Annotated in this window: 15 protein-coding genes; 5 read left to right on the top strand and 10 right to left on the bottom strand. The window is 37.7% G+C overall.

From position 1 onward, the window contains the following. Nucleotides 1–3: 3 nt before the first annotated feature. Nucleotides 4–2,274 (top strand): GH92 family glycosyl hydrolase, encoded by a 2,271-nt coding sequence (locus BUB03_RS08425; protein ID WP_073061948.1) that lies wholly within the window; start codon nucleotides 4–6, stop codon nucleotides 2,272–2,274. Nucleotides 2,275–2,322: 48 nt separating this feature from the next. Then, nucleotides 2,323–2,820 (top strand): cupin domain-containing protein, encoded by a 498-nt coding sequence (locus BUB03_RS08420; RefSeq protein WP_073061946.1) that lies wholly within the window; start codon nucleotides 2,323–2,325, stop codon nucleotides 2,818–2,820. Nucleotides 2,821–3,156: 336 nt separating this feature from the next. Here BUB03_RS08420 and BUB03_RS08415 read toward each other — a convergent pair whose 3' ends face one another. From BUB03_RS08415 to BUB03_RS08395, 5 genes are all read right to left on the bottom strand, one after another. Then, on the bottom strand, nucleotides 3,157–5,841 hold the full coding sequence (locus BUB03_RS08415) for a TonB-dependent receptor domain-containing protein (protein WP_073061943.1): 2,685 nt from the start codon (nucleotides 5,839–5,841) through the stop codon (nucleotides 3,157–3,159). Between the two features lie 68 nt (nucleotides 5,842–5,909). After that, nucleotides 5,910–6,188 carry a hypothetical protein gene (locus BUB03_RS08410; protein ID WP_228417804.1) on the bottom strand — a complete coding sequence of 93 codons (279 nt, stop codon included), beginning with the start codon at nucleotides 6,186–6,188 and terminating at the stop codon, nucleotides 5,910–5,912. Nucleotides 6,189–6,288: 100 nt separating this feature from the next. After that, the gene (locus tag BUB03_RS08405; protein WP_073061937.1) at nucleotides 6,289–6,915 is read right to left on the bottom strand and encodes a hypothetical protein; all 627 of its coding nucleotides are present in this window, start codon (nucleotides 6,913–6,915) and stop codon (nucleotides 6,289–6,291) included. Nucleotides 6,916–6,994: 79 nt separating this feature from the next. Continuing rightward, complete coding sequence (locus BUB03_RS08400) at nucleotides 6,995–7,681, bottom strand: response regulator transcription factor (RefSeq protein ID WP_002982671.1); 687 nt, start codon at nucleotides 7,679–7,681, stop codon at nucleotides 6,995–6,997. Between the two features lie 155 nt (nucleotides 7,682–7,836). After that, nucleotides 7,837–9,384 (bottom strand): sensor histidine kinase, encoded by a 1,548-nt coding sequence (locus tag BUB03_RS08395; protein ID WP_073061934.1) that lies wholly within the window; start codon nucleotides 9,382–9,384, stop codon nucleotides 7,837–7,839. 201 nt (nucleotides 9,385–9,585) lie between these two features. On the opposite strand from BUB03_RS08395, the gene BUB03_RS08390 reads away from it, so the two are divergent. After that, nucleotides 9,586–10,068 carry an SRPBCC family protein gene (locus BUB03_RS08390; protein ID WP_073061931.1) on the top strand — a complete coding sequence of 161 codons (483 nt, stop codon included), beginning with the start codon at nucleotides 9,586–9,588 and terminating at the stop codon, nucleotides 10,066–10,068. Between the two features lie 191 nt (nucleotides 10,069–10,259). Here BUB03_RS08390 and BUB03_RS08385 read toward each other — a convergent pair whose 3' ends face one another. The 5 genes from BUB03_RS08385 to BUB03_RS08365 all read right to left on the bottom strand — a co-directional run bounded on the left by BUB03_RS08385 (nucleotide 10,260) and on the right by BUB03_RS08365 (nucleotide 14,444). Next, nucleotides 10,260–10,601, bottom strand: coding sequence for a hypothetical protein (locus BUB03_RS08385; RefSeq protein WP_040993367.1), 342 nt, complete (start codon nucleotides 10,599–10,601; stop codon nucleotides 10,260–10,262). Continuing rightward, nucleotides 10,594–10,782, bottom strand: coding sequence for a hypothetical protein (locus BUB03_RS08380; protein ID WP_073061929.1), 189 nt, complete (start codon nucleotides 10,780–10,782; stop codon nucleotides 10,594–10,596). Before BUB03_RS08380 ends, BUB03_RS08385 begins: the two co-directional genes overlap by 8 nt. A 25-nt stretch (nucleotides 10,783–10,807) precedes the next feature. Then, entirely contained in the window at nucleotides 10,808–12,856 is a 2,049-nt protein-coding gene (locus tag BUB03_RS08375; RefSeq protein WP_073061928.1) for a S9 family peptidase, read from the bottom strand. A gap of 166 nt (nucleotides 12,857–13,022) precedes the next feature. Next, nucleotides 13,023–13,763 carry a uroporphyrinogen-III synthase gene (locus BUB03_RS08370; protein WP_034724052.1) on the bottom strand — a complete coding sequence of 247 codons (741 nt, stop codon included), beginning with the start codon at nucleotides 13,761–13,763 and terminating at the stop codon, nucleotides 13,023–13,025. 12 nt (nucleotides 13,764–13,775) lie between these two features. Beyond that, the gene (locus BUB03_RS08365) at nucleotides 13,776–14,444 is read right to left on the bottom strand and encodes a DUF4271 domain-containing protein (RefSeq protein WP_052352551.1); all 669 of its coding nucleotides are present in this window, start codon (nucleotides 14,442–14,444) and stop codon (nucleotides 13,776–13,778) included. A gap of 78 nt (nucleotides 14,445–14,522) precedes the next feature. Here BUB03_RS08365 and BUB03_RS08360 point away from each other — a divergent pair, with 78 nt between their 5' ends. Next, nucleotides 14,523–15,239: a polyprenol monophosphomannose synthase gene (locus BUB03_RS08360; protein ID WP_040993369.1), complete on the top strand. Its 717-nt coding sequence runs from the start codon at nucleotides 14,523–14,525 to the stop codon at nucleotides 15,237–15,239. Next, complete coding sequence (locus BUB03_RS08355) at nucleotides 15,236–15,604, top strand: DUF4296 domain-containing protein (protein WP_073062716.1); 369 nt, start codon at nucleotides 15,236–15,238, stop codon at nucleotides 15,602–15,604. Before BUB03_RS08360 ends, BUB03_RS08355 begins: the two co-directional genes overlap by 4 nt. The last annotated feature ends 8 nt before the right edge of the window (nucleotides 15,605–15,612 follow it).

Here is a 15,612-nt window from a genome sequence, read left to right as displayed (position 1 = left end):
ATCATGAAGTTTTTATTCTCAAGTTTTTTTATTCTATTCAATATTTTAGCATTTGGCCAGGAAGGATCTCTTGCCGATTATGCAAACCCTTTGATGGGAACACAGTCCAAGCCTTCCTTATCCAATGGAAACACCTATCCTGCCATAGGGCTTCCCTGGGGAATGAATCTGTGGACTCCGCAAACGGGGAAAATGGGTGATGGATGGGCATATACCTACGATGCAGACAAAATAAAAGGTTTTAAACAAACCCACCAACCTTCTCCCTGGATGAACGATTACGGAGCTTTTGCAATCATGCCGGGTGTAGGTAAACTAAAATTTAAAGAAGAAGAACGGGCAAGTTGGTTCAGTCATAAAGCTGAAGTTGCTAAGCCTTACAGCTACAGCGTTTATCTGGCTGATATCAATGTGACCACAGAGCTTACTCCCACAGAAAGAGCAGCTTTCTTCAAATTCGATTTTCCTAAGACAGACAGCGCCTATATTGTTATTGATGCCCTGAATAAAGGATCATATATCAAAATCCTTCCTAAAGAAAGAAAAATTCTGGGGTACACCACTAAATATTCAAGAGGAAAATATAATAATTTCAAAAACTATTTTGTTGTCCAGTTTGACAAAGATTTTGATTTGACGACCACATGGAAAGACAGTGTTTTTGTTAAAAACCAGCTGGAAATTACCAGTGATCATGCCGGTGCCATTGTTGGTTTTAAATTAAAAGATAAAGAAAGCGTTTATGCAAGAACAGCTTCTTCATTCATCAGTTTCGAGCAGGCAGAACTGAATCTTAAAAGAGAAATCGCGGGCAGGAATTTTGAACAGGTAAAAACAGATGCAAAGAATATCTGGAACAAAACCTTGGGAAGAATTGAAGTAAAAGGCGGAACCGATCAGCAGATGAGGACATTTTATTCCTCGATGTACAGGACATTATTCTTTCCCCAAAAATTATATGAAATTGATGCTCAGAACAATATAAAACACTGGAGTCCTTACAACGGAAAGATTCTGGACGGGAAAATGTTCGCGGGAACCGGATTCTGGGATACTTTTCGCGCTCTTTACCCTTTCCTGAACCTTGTATATCCAAGTATGAATGTAGAAATGCAGGAAGGTTTAGCCAATGCATTCAAAGAAGGAGGGTTTCTTCCGGAGTGGAGCAGTCCAGGATATTCCGATATTATGATCGGGAATAATTCTGCTTCAGTGGTTGCTGATGCTTATATCAAAGGACTTCGCGGATATGATGTGGAAACTCTTTGGCAGGCTGTAAAACATGGAGCCAGCCATGAAGGCCCGATCGATGCTGTAGGCCGTAGGGGAGTAGAATATTACAATACTTTGGGCTATGTTCCTTATGACGTAAAGATTAATGAAAATGCTGCCAGAACCCTGGAATATGCTTATGATGATTTTGCCATTTATCAGTTGGGAAAAGCATTGGGGAAACCTGCTTCGGAAATTGATATCTATAAAAAAAGAGCATACAACTATAAAAATATGTTTGATCCGCAGACAGGCCTGATGCGCGGTAAAAACAAAGATGGGAAATTTCAGTCTCCATTCAATCCGTTTAAATGGGGCGACGCCTTTACCGAAGGAAACAGCTGGCATTATACCTGGTCTGTTTTCCAGGATATTGACGGTTTATCCAAGTTGATGGGTGGGAAAAAGAAATTTGAAGCCAAACTGGATGAGGTATTCTCACTTCCGCCGGTATTTGATGACAGCTATTACGGAAGTGTGATCCATGAGATCCGCGAAATGCAGATTATGAACATGGGACAGTATGCTCACGGAAATCAGCCGATCCAGCATATGATTTACCTGTACAACTATGCCGGTGCACCATATAAAACACAATACTGGGCAAGACAGGTGATGGATAAGCTTTATTATGCGACACCGGACGGTTATTGCGGGGATGAAGATAATGGCCAGACTTCCGCCTGGTACGTATTTTCTGCCTTAGGATTTTATCCTGTAACCCCAGCTACAGACCAATATGTTTTGGGAGCACCGCTTTTCAAAGAAGCTGTGATCCATTTGGAGAATGGTAAGAAAATTGAAATAAAAGCGCCGGAAAACAATGCTGAAAATCTATATGTAAAATCGTTAAACTTAAATCTTAGGTCTTATTTCAAGAACTGGCTGAGTCACAAGGAGCTTATGAACGGAGCAGTCTTGGAATTCCAAATGGATAATAAGCCTAATAAGGATAGAGGATCACAGGAAAAAGATTTTCCGTATTCGATGTCTAAAGAATAATCACTATAAACTTTATATTTTAAAAATAATTTAGAAAAGGAACAGCTTATGAATGCAGAGAAAACAGAAATATTCGATAAAGTAGAAAAAATGCTTGAATCACAGGGATTTACTATTGCATCAAAAGATAATACGAGACCATGGGGTGGTTTTTTCGTGATCGATGAAAACCAGGCGCAGGATTTTGCCAATCAGTATTTTGACGGGATTGATGTAGAAAGCCTGAAAATAGGTGGAAAACTAAGCCCAAAGATCCTTGTTGTTGCCCCGAATGCCCGTTTAAGCTGGCAGTATCATCACCGCAGAGCCGAGATCTGGCAGGTAGTAGAAGGTGCTGTTGGAATAAAAACCAGTAATACCGATGAAGAAGGCGAGCTGAAAGAATACCGTCCAAAAGATCAGATCAAACTTCAGCAGGGCGAAAGACACAGGCTGATAGGTTTAGACGGCTGGGGTATAGTGGCTGAAATATGGCAGCATACGGATGCCTCAAATCCTTCGGATGAAGATGATATTGTGAGAGTACAGGATGATTTCGGGAGATAGATGTCTATAAAAATAAAAAAGACTGTTTTTAAAACAGTCTTTTTTTGTGTCAAAATAACCTATAAACCAAGTTTACTTTTTTAAATATTTGTGTTTTTTTAATTTTTCAAATGTTTAAGGTTATTCCTACGTCTGTATTTTATTCCATCATTTTTGTTCTTGTAAGCCTTCCGTTTGGAATTACGATCAGTATTCTTAGTGGGTTGGTTTTACAGTTACAAAGTAACAATATTCTAAAATAAAATTTCCTATAAAAAGCGTCGATATTTATCGACAGCTTGTAGAAGTTTATCGACAGGAATCATCGGTATCCATCATAAGCTTTTGATTAAAAACTTAGAAAGTTACATCCAGTCCCACATAAAAATTAGCTTTCATGATAGGTGCGTACACCATCCCTCCGTCAAAATAATTTCCAAAAGGATTCCTGAAATCTATAATAGCATTTTTCTGATAATAAGACGTAAGGTTTTCACCTCCCGCATAGGCTCTGATCTTTTTATTGAAATTCCTTGATATTTGGGCATTCAGTACAGCATAAGAATCAGAGTACGCAGGAAGCTGAAATTCTGCCGGATTGCTTGAAGTATCCGGAAGTCTTTGTTTTCCCACCCAATTCAGCGTGGTGTCAAAGCTCCAGAATCCTCCTTTGTTATTTTTATTTGTTGCATAGGCAAGGTTCACAAAGCCTCTGTGTTTCGCCATGAACGGAACTTCTCTTCTACCATCCAGATAATCTGCCTGAACATCATAATATTTATAAGCCAGTCTTACATCAAAATTTTTGAAAGGTGTGAAATCCCACTGAGTCTGGAAAGAATTGGCAAAAGATTTTCCTTCTAAATTATAAAAGGTAAGCTGTTGTGGAGAACGGTCGAGATCAACAAGCACCTGATCCTGAAAATCCGTTCTGAAAAAATCAGCAACAACCGAGGATTTTCTTCCAAAAAGCTTGAATTCCTGTTGCAAACTGGCCCCGTAGTTCCATGCAATTTCCGGCTTCAATCCATAAATATTCCCGCCATTCGGCAAGATCTGAATGCTTCTGTTCGATGCAAAATACTGTTGGTTTTCAGCAAAAATATTGGCCGTTCTGAATCCCCTTCCTGCGGAAAGCCTTAAAATAGTCTGAGGCGTGAAATCATATTTAAAATTAAGTCTTGGGGTAAACTGGGTTCCTGCCAGATTATGAAAATCTGCCCTGGCTCCGGCTACCAAAGTATATTTTAATCCTGTCAATGTATATTCGGCAAAAATTCCCGGAACGATTTCGTTTCTCTTCATATCGTCTGTTAAATACGTTTCCTCGTATCCGTCATATAAAAAGCTGGCCCCGGCCTTGTACTTATGATTCGTATTCCCGATAATGCTTTCAAAGATTAGATTTGAATAATAGGTATGCTGCTTTCCGGCATAATTTCTAAGTCCGAAAAAGCTGTCCTGCTGATGGTATACATACTGATTCATCCATCCCAGGCTCTGGTAGGGCTTTCCTTTGAAGACATAGCCTGTTTTATTCCAGACCTGGAATCTTGAAATATCAATACCCACACCGTATGCGCCCTGTTCATTCTGAGGCAGCTTTTTATCAAAACCAACCTGTCCGGCTGTTCTTTCGTCCCGGATAAAATTAATTCCGAAATGCGATCCGAACCCCGATTTTTCAAGATCATTATAATTAAGGAGATAAGCAGCATTAATCTGGGTTCCTTTGGGTCTGTCCAGGAAAATATCATGATTCATGTCTGTATCTCCGAAAGTTCCGTTTCCATGCAGTAAGAAGGTTTGCGACCATTTCTCGTTAATAGGGGAAACGCTGGTAATATTGGCTTCCGCTCTTCCGTTGAAATCAGCGAAGATATTTAATGAAGTTTCAGGCTCCTTGGCATTTTTCAGAAGTTCTGTATTGATCTGTCCCGTGATGCTTTCATAGCCGTTGGTTACCGTACTCCCGCCTTTTGTCAGCTGGATACTCTCGATCCATCTTCCGGGGATGAAATTCAGCCCGTAAGCCGAAGCAAGACCCCTGATTTCAGGAAGAAGCTCCTTGGTTAAACTGGTATATTTTTGGTCAAGACCGAGCATTTTAAGCTGTTTGGTACCAGTAACGGCATTACTGAAAGAAACATCTACGGTTGCATTGGTTTCAAAGCTTTCAGACAGGTTGCAGCACGCTGCTTTTAGTAATTCCTTTTTATCAATATTAAAGACAAGGCCTGCTTCCTTTTTGCTCAATGCAGTCGCTGCTTTTGAACCGGTAACTGTTACTCCCTCAATACTTTTCTCGTGCTGTTCATGAGTTTCATTAAGGGCCGCATCTTGTTCTTTATGATCATTGTGTTTTGGGCCATCTTCATGATGAACATTTGGATTGGCTTCTCCGAACGGAATATCTCTGTCGTACAGGCAACATGCTGGAAGACCTTTGTAAACTGCGTCGGAAGCTTTGTATTTTTCATTGTCATGACCTGCATCGGCAATTGCTTTTAAAATTTTATCCGAAGAGGTTTTTGATGGGTCAAAATTTAAGGTTACGGTTTGTGTTTCCGCACTCCATTCTGCGGAATCTGCACCGGCTTCTTTTGCGGTTTTTTCTATTCTCGCTTTACATGAAGCACAGTTTCCTTTTACATAAAACTCATTTTCTTTTTTAGAATGATGCTGGTGAGCTTCTGCAGCAGAAGGCTGGAGGTCTCTTTCATAGTGGCAGCATCCCGGCAGACTTTTATAAGTTTCATCGGAGGACTTGAATTTTTCATTATCATGGCCGGCATCGGCAACTTTTTTTAAAATTTCGTCTGTAGAAATTCTGCCATCGGTTTCCAATGTTAAAGTTTGAAGATCAATAGAATACGAAGCATTTTTAGCACCTGCTTTTTTAGCTGCTGTTTCTATTCTGGATTTGCACATATCGCAATTTCCTTTGACTTTAAACTGACTTTTTGAAAGGTTTTGAGCAGATATAAAGTGTACAGAAAGGATCATTAGACCAAGTATAAACCTGGAAATATATAATTTCATTTTGTTTAAAAATTTAGATTAATTAAAAACGGTCCGTAAAATTGTTTAACGAACTCACTGTTTGATAATTAACCTATTTTCGGTGGCTGCCAGATCTCTTTTAAACGGTCTGATAAATGGGGCGGTGAATAGTGGAACTGTGGATTCTTATTAGCCTTGTAATAAGACAGTTCAAAGTGTAAATTCTTTGAAAACGGTGTTTCTATATAAGTATAGCATGCGACACATGTTGAACAGCAGTCATCATTACATGATGATTTTGTTGTGTGGTCTTTGCTGTCTTTTGAAGTGTGATTTTTGCAACAGTCGCTTTTTCCGGTCTCTGCTTTGCAGCAGGTATCCTGCATAGATTGAGAGTAGAAGCTATCCTTGGGAACCAAAAAAATTCCCAGAAAAAAAATAACTGCAAATAAGTGAAACAGCTTCATCTCTGCAAAAATACAAAAATTAAGACAAAGGATCACCAACTTTTAAAGCACAATTGTGCCATGGCTCTCCATGTGCCGGATTAAATTTAGGTTTTTCACCTGTTGGTGCCGGTGCTGTTACCGGGCCGGGAACGTTCTGTGCGGCACTCTGAACAGGCTGTGGTGCCGGTGCGGGTTTACTGTTCAGTGGCTGGCCTACAGGAATATCACATCTGTGGCCCGGCTGTCCGTGTGGAGGATTCATTCCGGGAGCTGTCTTAACAGGTTTTGCATTATTATCGGTTGCCACTTTACCTGCTGACATGGAATTGGCATCTATTTTAATGGAATTGTTAGGGTTTTGGCCGGGTGTTGTCTGGATAGTCGCCGGATTTACATTAAGCGGCTGCCCTACGGGGATATCGCATCTGTGGCCTGGCTGCCCGTGAGGAGGATTTTTAATTCCCGGAACTACTGTGGCAGAAACCGGATTTGAATTGGACTGTAAACCTGCCTGATCCATCAATGCAGTTTTGGAAGTTGAATTAATAGCCATACTAGGCTGCTGAATACCTGCTTCTTCTTTTATATAAGTGGGTCTTTCGTCCTTTTTGCATGAAACAGCTAATATTGAAACGGCAATAACGCCCAAAAATGTATTTTTCATATCCAATCGGTATGAAACAAAATTAGCAAAACATTTTTAATTGTTTTGCTAATTTTATATTTATAATTGGTATTTAGGCTTAATTTTTAACCAAAAGCCTGAATCCTTCACCATGAACGTTGATGATCTCCAATCCTTCGTCATCTTTTAAGAGTTTACGAAGTTTGGCAATATATACGTCCATACTTCTTGCGGTAAAATAATTTTCTTTTTTCCAGATTTTTCTCAATGCAAGATCTCTCGGCATGAAATCGTTTCTGTGGATACAAAGAAGTTTCAGCAGTTCATTTTCTTTTGGAGAAAGCTTGTATTCTTTATCGCCTACTTTCAGCTGTCTCAGCATAGAGTCGAAGAAAATATTGCTGATCTTGAACTGCTCCTGCTCTTCATTTTCCAGGGTAGAGCTTCTCTGCAGGATAGCTTTGATCTTGTATAAAAGAAGTTCCGTATCAAACGGTTTTGTGATATAGTCATCTGCCCCCAGTTGGTATCCTTTAAGGATGTCTTCTCTCATATTTCTAGCCGTAAGGAATATGATAGGGGTATTTTTATCGATTTTTTTTACGTCCTCAGCTAATGAAAACCCATCTTTTTTAGGCATCATTACATCAAAAATACAGATATCAAATTCATTTTCTGTAAATTCTTTCAAGCCCTGCTCTCCATCAGTTGCAAGGGTTACCTCAAAGTTGTTGATTGTTAAATAATCCTTCAGCACAGCCCCGAAACTCTGATCATCTTCTACTAATAATATTCTGTTGCTCATGATTTTAATAATTATAAATTAATAATTAAGAATGAACGTTCTCACTCTATCTTCCTATATTTTGTTATTTGGTTTCTATTTTATTATTGATAAATGATGATGGATGATTGATTCCTTACGGTAATTTTTATCATTCATCACTTATCATTTATATTTTAGCTCATTGGTAACTTGATCGTAAACGTACTTCCTTTGTCTTTATGGGATTCTACGAGGATCTGTCCTTTATGAAGCTCTACAATTTTCTTTACATAAGAAAGTCCCAGTCCCTGTCCTTTTACATTGTGAATGTTACCGGTTTCTTCCCTGAAGAATTTTTCAAAAATTTTGGTTTTGTTCTGGGTTTCCATTCCCATTCCTTTATCGGAAATTTCTATGACGTACCAGTCTCCTTCATTTCTCGTTTTTACATCAATCTCAGGGGCTTCAGGTGAATATTTGTTGGCATTATCCAATAAATTCACGAGCATATTTGAGATATGAAATTCATCTATTTTAAAAATATAATTGGTCGCATTGAATTCCTGTCTCAGAGATCCGTTTCTCTGCTGAACAATAAGGTTGAAAGACTCTGTTGTTTTCTTAATCAGTTCCCGTACATTGGTTTCTTTTAAGAACAGCTCTACCTCGTTTCTTTCGAGTTTGGACATATTCAGGACGTTTTCCACCTGTTTCTTCATCCTTAAATTTTCCTGCTTGATCAGTTCCGAGTAATATTTTACCTTATCGGGATTGGTCGCAATCTTGTCATTGGCTAAAGAATCCGTAGCTACAGAAATTGTGGCCAGTGGGGTTTTGAACTCATGGGACATATTATTTATAAAATCCGTCTTTACTTCCGCCAGCTTTTTCTGTCTCATCATATAATTGATGGAAATAATGTAAATTCCAAGAATGGTCAGCAATGACAGGAAAGTTCCCAGAAGCATCGGCCAGTTGTTCATGGCAAGGGAGTATTCTTTTTTAGGAAATACCAAAGCCAGACTGTATAAAGTCCGGTCTTTTGTGTCGGTGAAAAGAGGATAGGAGTACGTATTGTTATCCTTTTTTTCTTTATAAGCCTTATTGACAATACTGGTGAGTTTATTGTTTTTATCGGTAACTCCATATCCGAATTTTGCTGAAATTCCCCTTATTTTCAGTTCCTTGGTGATCACTGAATCAAGAACCTTGTCGTCAACCCTTTTTGTAATGGGTAAATTATTTCCATAAATTTTAGCAAATTCCTTTATGGTATAATCTCCGTTTTCAATATCATTATTGATCTCTGCGGTAAGCTGTTCAGGTTTTGTGGTGTCCCTTTTTATTTTGTACGCGGCTTCATCACTGTAAAGAGTGGTCCATTTTATAGAATCTCCTCTCTGAGAAATGGGAAGCTGTGTTTTTTCAATAATATTTTTGGAATAAATGATCTGCCTTTGGGTACCGGAATCCTCTACCTGCTGTATTGTGGTAAGAGAAGGCTGCTTACTGTTGGCAAGAATATTATTTCTGAAATTCTTATTGTTTTCATTCATGTATTTTTCCACCTCGATTTCTGAAACATTTTTTACAGTGCTTTCTAATGCGGTATATACTTTGCTTGAAAAATCCTGTTCCAGAACATTGTAATATCTTTTCAGCCAATAAAATTGGAGCGTAACAAAGACAATCAGTGAGATTGTCATAAACACCGAAATTATTGGGATGAATTTATTATTCATTATTTGATTTTAATATATTTGGGGAAAATGAATGTTAAAATTAATTATTTTAAGACTTCATAAACAAAAAACGAGCCAAAAAATTGTATAATTTTTCTTAAAAGGGAGTTTTTTAACAATTATTTATGAATTTAAAATAACTTGTCCTATGGAAAGTCCTGTAAACGTTTAAATACCTAGCTTTAATAAAAATAATTATTTATGGAATCTGATATCATTTTTAACAAAGATTTTGATTCGAACAGCGTATATGTCATGAAAATATATGATGCTGATGTTTCAAAAGTATGGGATTATTTTACCAAATCCGAATTATTGGATCAATGGTGGGCTCCGAAACCCTGGAAATGTGAAACCAAAACACAGGACTTCAAAGATGGAGGAACCTGGCTGTATTCAATGGTTGGTCCGGAAGGGGAAAGGCATTATGCAAAAGTAAATTACGGTGAAATTATGGAGCACCGGAGCTTTGATGGAGTAGATGCTTTCTGTGACGAAAACGGAAACATCAATGAAGATTTTGCACAGTCTAAATGGCTGTTCGGATTCACAGGAGTGGAAGAAGGTACAAAAGTGACGATCAATATTCACTTTCCAACATCTGAAGCTATGAAGCAACAGCTGGAAATGGGATTTGAAGAGGGATTTAAAATGGGTCTGACACAGCTTGAAGAAGTTATTTAATTTGAGAATTTGAAAATGAGTTAATTTGAGAACGGCTTTGTGCTTGGTTCAAATCATAGTATTCTTTAGAAATTTATAAGGCAGATTAATCTGTCTTTTTGCTTTCGGAATTAAGAAATTCATTTAATAAATAACCGTCACCCAATTTTCAAATTAGCTCATTTTCAAATTCTAAAATTGATTTAACCTTATCAAATAAGATCTTCTTCCTGAAAATACTGGATAATTGCTTTTTTCATCAGAAGAGACTGTTCGTTTGGCTTTAGTTCCGGAAGCTCTTCCAGTTTGTCAAAATGTGGATATCCGTCATCATCATAATGGGTGAATTTATAATATCCAAAAGGTTCCAGCAGTCTGCAAACCGCGATATGGATTAAATTCACCTTATCATCTTTCGTATATTTCTGCTGACCGCTTCCCAGCTCCTGAAGACCTATTAAAAACAAATAGGTTTCAATGGGTGCATTTTTTTCGGTGTCAAAATTTTCTATAAAGAACTGTTCTATTTTTTGCCAGTATTCGGACTCATTCATAATATTTGTCATTTATTATCTTCAGCTTTTTTGCATCTTCTTCTCTTGCTTTTTTAAGAAGCTGCTGAAGTTTCTCTTCCTGCTTTTCTTTAAAAAGTTCCCGTTTTTCTGCTCTTCGGATCTTATCTTTCTGTATCAGATAATAAATAATGGTTATTGCAAGGAAACTTAATAGTAACATGGTTTTGTGTTTTTAAAGCAGAAAATTAATTTATTTTTTTGTCAATCATTAAAAGAAACGCATATTCCAGCGCATCTTCTTTCAGGGATTCAAATCTTCCGCTGGCCCCGCCGTGGCCTGAGCTCATATCCGTTTTGAATAATAAAAGATTGTTATCTGTTTTCAGCTCTCTCAGTTTTGCAGTCCATTTTGCAGGTTCCCAGTATTGTACCTGGGAATCATGAAGACCTGTTGTGATCAGCATATGAGGATAATCTTTCGCTTCTACATTGTCATAGGGAGAATATTCTTTCATGTACTGATAATATTCCTTGTCATTCGGGTTTCCCCATTCATCATATTCACCGGTTGTCAACGGAATGGTTTCATCCAGCATTGTGGTCACCACATCTACAAAAGGAACCTGTGCTACAATTCCGTTAAAAAGCTTTGGTTCATAATTAACCACAGCTCCCACAAGAAGTCCGCCGGCACTTCCACCCATCGCATACATATGTTGTGAAGATGTGTAGTTTTCCTTAATTAAATGCTTTCCGGCATCAATAAAATCAAAGAAAGTGTTTTTCTTATAAAGCATTTTTCCGTCCTCATACCATTCTCTTCCCAGGTATTCTCCACCACGGATGTGAGCAATAGCATAAATGAATCCTCTGTCTAGAATGGAAAGTCTTACATTGGAAAAACTTGCATCCACGGTATGTCCATAACTTCCGTAACCATATAAAAGCAATGGAGTATCTGCAGATTTCTTGGTATCTTTATGATAAACCAGGGAAATAGGAATTCTTGTCTCCCCATCTCTGGATTCGGCCCAGATCCTTTCGGAAATATAATTCTCAGGCAAGAATTTTCCTCCAAGCACTTCCTGTTGTTTCAGAAGCTGAGAGGTTTTCTCCTTCATGTTATATTCATACGTGGAGCTTGGCTGTGTCAGCGATGTATAGCCATAACGAAGGACTTCCGTATCAAACTCCATATTGATTCCTATGTAAGCTGTATAGGTAGGATCAGAAAAAGGAAGGTAGTAGGCTTCCTGGGTTTTCTCATCAATGATTTTGATCTGCAGAAGCCCTTCTTCTCTTTCCTCAAGGACAAGATAATCTCTGAAAATTTCAAAGCCTTCCAGGAGAACTTCAGCGCGGTGCGGAATAACGTCTACCCAGTTTTCCATTCCGCAGTTGTTGATTTTGGTCTTTACGATCTTGAAATTGGTCGCACCATCTGCATTGGTGATAATGTAGAATTCATCTTCGAAATGTTCTACCGAATATTCCAGATCATCTATTCGGGGCTGAATTATTTTCCACTCTGCAAAAACATTGTCTGCAGGAATGAATCTGTGCTCATCCGAAATAGTGCTTGAGCTTGCAATGAAGATGTACTCCATCGACTTTGTTTTGAAAACATTCACATCAAAAGTATCATCTTCTTCATGAAAAATCAGAACGTCATCTGCGGAATCAGTGCCCAGTTTATGACGATAAACCTGAAAAGCGCGCAGGCTTTCATCTTTTCTGATGTAGAAAACGTGTTCATTGTCATTTGCCCAGACAGCTTTTCCTGTAGTATTGTGAATCTGGTCCGGGAAAATTTCTCCGGTTACAAGATTTTTAAAATTAATGGTATAGATTCTGCGGCTTATATTGTCTGAAGAAAAAGAAACCAGCTTATTATCCGGAGAAACGGCAACACTTCCTACTTCAAAATAAGTTTCGCCTTCCGCTAAAATATTAACGTCAACGATAATTTCTTCGGAATTGTCCAGACTTTTATGCTTTCTGCAGAAGATCGGATATTCTTTTCCTTCTTCATAGCGTACAATGTACCAGTATCCGTTAAAGAAATAAGGAAGAGATTCATCGTCTTTTTTATAACGGGCTTTCATTTCTTCGAAAAGCTCTTCCTGAAAAGCTTCCGTATCTTTCATCATATGCTCTTCGTAGGCATTCTCCTCTTCAAGGTATTTTATGACTTCAGGATTTTCTCTTTCATTAAGCCAGAAATAATTGTCAATTCTTCTATCGCCGTGTATTTCCAGTATTTTTTCTATTTTTTTTGCCTGTGGAGCTTTCATTTAAATATTTTAATTTATGGGCTTGGTGGATATACCTTTCAGTTTTTTCTTTTTTTGAGAATTATTGATGGTATTTATTCAATATTAATTTTTGTTCAAATTTAGTTAAAAAAAAGCCATCTTCCCTGTATTGAAAAGACGGCTGTTTTTATCTTGATAGTAAAGACTATTTATGAAGTGCTTTAATGTACTTTTCAAGGGCCATAGTCATCGATGGGGTTTCCTTTGTAGGAGCCATAAGATCTACCTTTAAGCCTGCTTCTTCCGCTGCAGCTAAAGTCGTATTTCCGAAAACACCGATTTTTGTTTCCTCTTGTTTGAAGTCCGGAAAGTTCTGCTGAAGAGATTTGATTCCCTGCGGGCTGAAAAAGATCAGCATATCATAATCCTTGGCATTGATATCCGTAAGATCGCTGCATACCGTTCTGTACATGATTGCTCTTGTCCAGTCTACATTGGCCGTTTCCATTGTTTTCACAATATCCGGGCTTAAGACATCTGAAGATGGCAGAAGGTATTTTTCAGTCGGGAATTTTTTAAACAGAGGCAGAAGGTCCGAGAAGTTTTTCTCCCCAAAGCTGATCTTTCTCTTTCTATAAACAATATGTTTCTGAAGATAGTTGGCAATCGCCTCAGACTGGCAGATGTATCTCATCGTATCCGGAACGGCAAAACGCAGTTCTTCGGCAAGTCTGAAGTAATGGTCTATCGCATTTTTGCTGGTGAAAATAATCCCGGTAAACTGCGTCAGATCTATCTTCTGAGTTCTGAGTTCTTTGTTGTCAACTCCTTCGACGTGGATGAAAGGACGGAAATCAATCTTTATTTTTTCCTTCTTTGCTATATCCAGATATGGAGAAGACTCACTAGGCGCTGGTTGAGAAACCAATATAGACTTTATTCTCATCATTGACTTTTATTAAAAAAATAACAACTTCCAAAGCAGCAATAAAGGTGCGATTTGGAGGGTGCAAATATACAAAAATTTATAATACCATTTTTCGGGAAGTATGTTGTTTTTGTGAAACAAATAGAAGAAAATCTTAAAAACCGCGACAAATGCAAAGAATCCGAAATAGTATAAAAATATTTTATTTCTGTCTACGGGGAAATAATAGTGGGTTACACACAAAATTATCAGTAAAAATGATAAAATAAAGTAAAATTTTGTGGAGGTAAAATAAAAAACAGGCCATTTTCTGCCGTCACCTATACTTTGGTAAAATAAAAACCCCAATGCCGATTTTGAGCCATAAAAAAATATAACCGCCAGTAAAGTATATCCGAATTTATTTAGCTGATATCCGAAAATATGCAAATCATTTATATATTTTGGGACTATAGGAATGTATTGTGAAAGTAAGGCAGATAAAGTAAGCGCGGTTACACAAGAAGTGATCATCCAGCTCGGAAGGTTATTGCTGGCATCAAAATATTTCTGAAGCAGAAAATCTTTCAGGCTGGCATCTCTTTCGATAATGTTCATCATGAAAACATATAAGAATATGCATCCTATCAAAATAAAGATTACCCAGTCATTATTCTCAGGTATCCTTACATGGTTTATGAAATTTTGTGATAACAGCAAAAGGAATATTTTTTTGCAAAATTATAGATTATTTTGTATAAAATAAAAAGGTTAAATAAACTATCTTTGCAAACTGAAATGAAAAAACTCGTCATTATCCCTACCTATAACGAAAAGGAAAATATTGAAAATATTATTTCCGCGGTTTTTGCATTGGAGGACGACTTTCATATTTTAGTTGTGGATGATTCTTCTCCGGATGGAACAGCTGATATCGTAAGGGAGCTGCAAAAAAAGTTTCCTCATCATCTTCATCTTTCGGTGAGACATGTGAAAGACGGTTTGGGAAAAGCCTATATTCATGGTTTTAAATGGGCCATCGAGAACAAATATGACTATATTTTTGAAATGGATGCCGATTTTTCACATAACCCGAATGATCTGCCTAAGCTTTTTGAAGCCTGCTTGAATGCGGATATGGCGATCGGATCTCGTTATTCTAAAGGCGTAAATGTGGTGAACTGGCCTATGGGACGGGTATTGCTGTCTTATTTTGCCTCCAAATATGTCCGGTTTATTCTGGGACTTCCCATTCATGATACCACGGCAGGATTTGTCTGTTTTTCCAGGAAAGTTTTAGAAGAAATAGGATTAGATAATGTAAAACTGAAAGGTTACGGTTTCCAGATTGAAATGAAATTCCGTGCCTTTAAAAAAGGTTTTAAAATTGTGGAAGTTCCTATTATATTTACCAACAGAATTTTAGGAGAGAGCAAAATGAACGGGGGCATTATTCATGAAGCCGTGTTTGGAGTTTTAAATTTAAAATGGAAATCAATAATCAACAGATTATGAAAAAGCTGATCTTCATTTTCGTTATGCTGTGCATGTTCTCATGCGGCGACTATATCGACAAGCCCAAAAACCTGATCGAGCCCGATAAGATGGCCGAAATCCTGGCCGATCTTTCTATAACGGATCAGGCGGTTATTGTATACCCGAACAAAAATCTAGAAGCAGGAACAAGATTTGTACTCAAAGCACACAATATAAAATCGCAGGATTTTATAGAAAGTTTTAAATATTATGTCATTAAAGACAAAATGAAGGATATTGCGGAGGATGCACAGAAAATAGTAGTGAAAAAAGATCCGAAAGCAGATCAATATATCCAGGATAAACTGAAAAAAAACGGAAGCACACCCGTTTTCAACAGATAACAATGATG

The sequence above is a fragment of the Chryseobacterium oranimense genome (assembly GCF_900129755.1).
GTDB classification, from domain to species: domain Bacteria; phylum Bacteroidota; class Bacteroidia; order Flavobacteriales; family Weeksellaceae; genus Chryseobacterium; species Chryseobacterium oranimense.
The sequence above is the reverse complement of the archived record's forward strand: the minus strand, read 5'-3'. Positions and strand labels throughout refer to the sequence as shown.

Bases quoted from the DNA above. Each gene is read 5' to 3' on its own strand.
- BUB03_RS08400 (WP_002982671.1), bottom strand. From the start codon at position 7,681: ATGAGCAACAGAATATTATTAGTAGAAGATGATCAGAGTTTCGGGGCT.
- BUB03_RS08360 (WP_040993369.1), top strand. From the start codon at position 14,523: ATGAAAAAACTCGTCATTATCCCTACCTATAACGAAAAGGAAAATATT.
- BUB03_RS08420 (WP_073061946.1), top strand. From the start codon at position 2,323: ATGAATGCAGAGAAAACAGAAATATTCGATAAAGTAGAAAAAATGCTT.
- BUB03_RS08390 (WP_073061931.1), top strand. From the start codon at position 9,586: ATGGAATCTGATATCATTTTTAACAAAGATTTTGATTCGAACAGCGTA.
- BUB03_RS08375 (WP_073061928.1), bottom strand. From the start codon at position 12,856: ATGAAAGCTCCACAGGCAAAAAAAATAGAAAAAATACTGGAAATACAC.
- BUB03_RS08425 (WP_073061948.1), top strand. From the start codon at position 4: ATGAAGTTTTTATTCTCAAGTTTTTTTATTCTATTCAATATTTTAGCA.
- BUB03_RS08410 (WP_228417804.1), bottom strand. From the start codon at position 6,188: ATGCAGGATACCTGCTGCAAAGCAGAGACCGGAAAAAGCGACTGTTGC.
- BUB03_RS08385 (WP_040993367.1), bottom strand. From the start codon at position 10,601: ATGAATGAGTCCGAATACTGGCAAAAAATAGAACAGTTCTTTATAGAA.
- BUB03_RS08395 (WP_073061934.1), bottom strand. From the start codon at position 9,384: ATGAATAATAAATTCATCCCAATAATTTCGGTGTTTATGACAATCTCA.
- BUB03_RS08415 (WP_073061943.1), bottom strand. From the start codon at position 5,841: ATGAAATTATATATTTCCAGGTTTATACTTGGTCTAATGATCCTTTCT.
- BUB03_RS08405 (WP_073061937.1), bottom strand. From the start codon at position 6,915: ATGAAAAATACATTTTTGGGCGTTATTGCCGTTTCAATATTAGCTGTT.
- BUB03_RS08380 (WP_073061929.1), bottom strand. From the start codon at position 10,782: ATGTTACTATTAAGTTTCCTTGCAATAACCATTATTTATTATCTGATA.
- BUB03_RS08370 (WP_034724052.1), bottom strand. From the start codon at position 13,763: ATGAGAATAAAGTCTATATTGGTTTCTCAACCAGCGCCTAGTGAGTCT.
- BUB03_RS08355 (WP_073062716.1), top strand. From the start codon at position 15,236: ATGAAAAAGCTGATCTTCATTTTCGTTATGCTGTGCATGTTCTCATGC.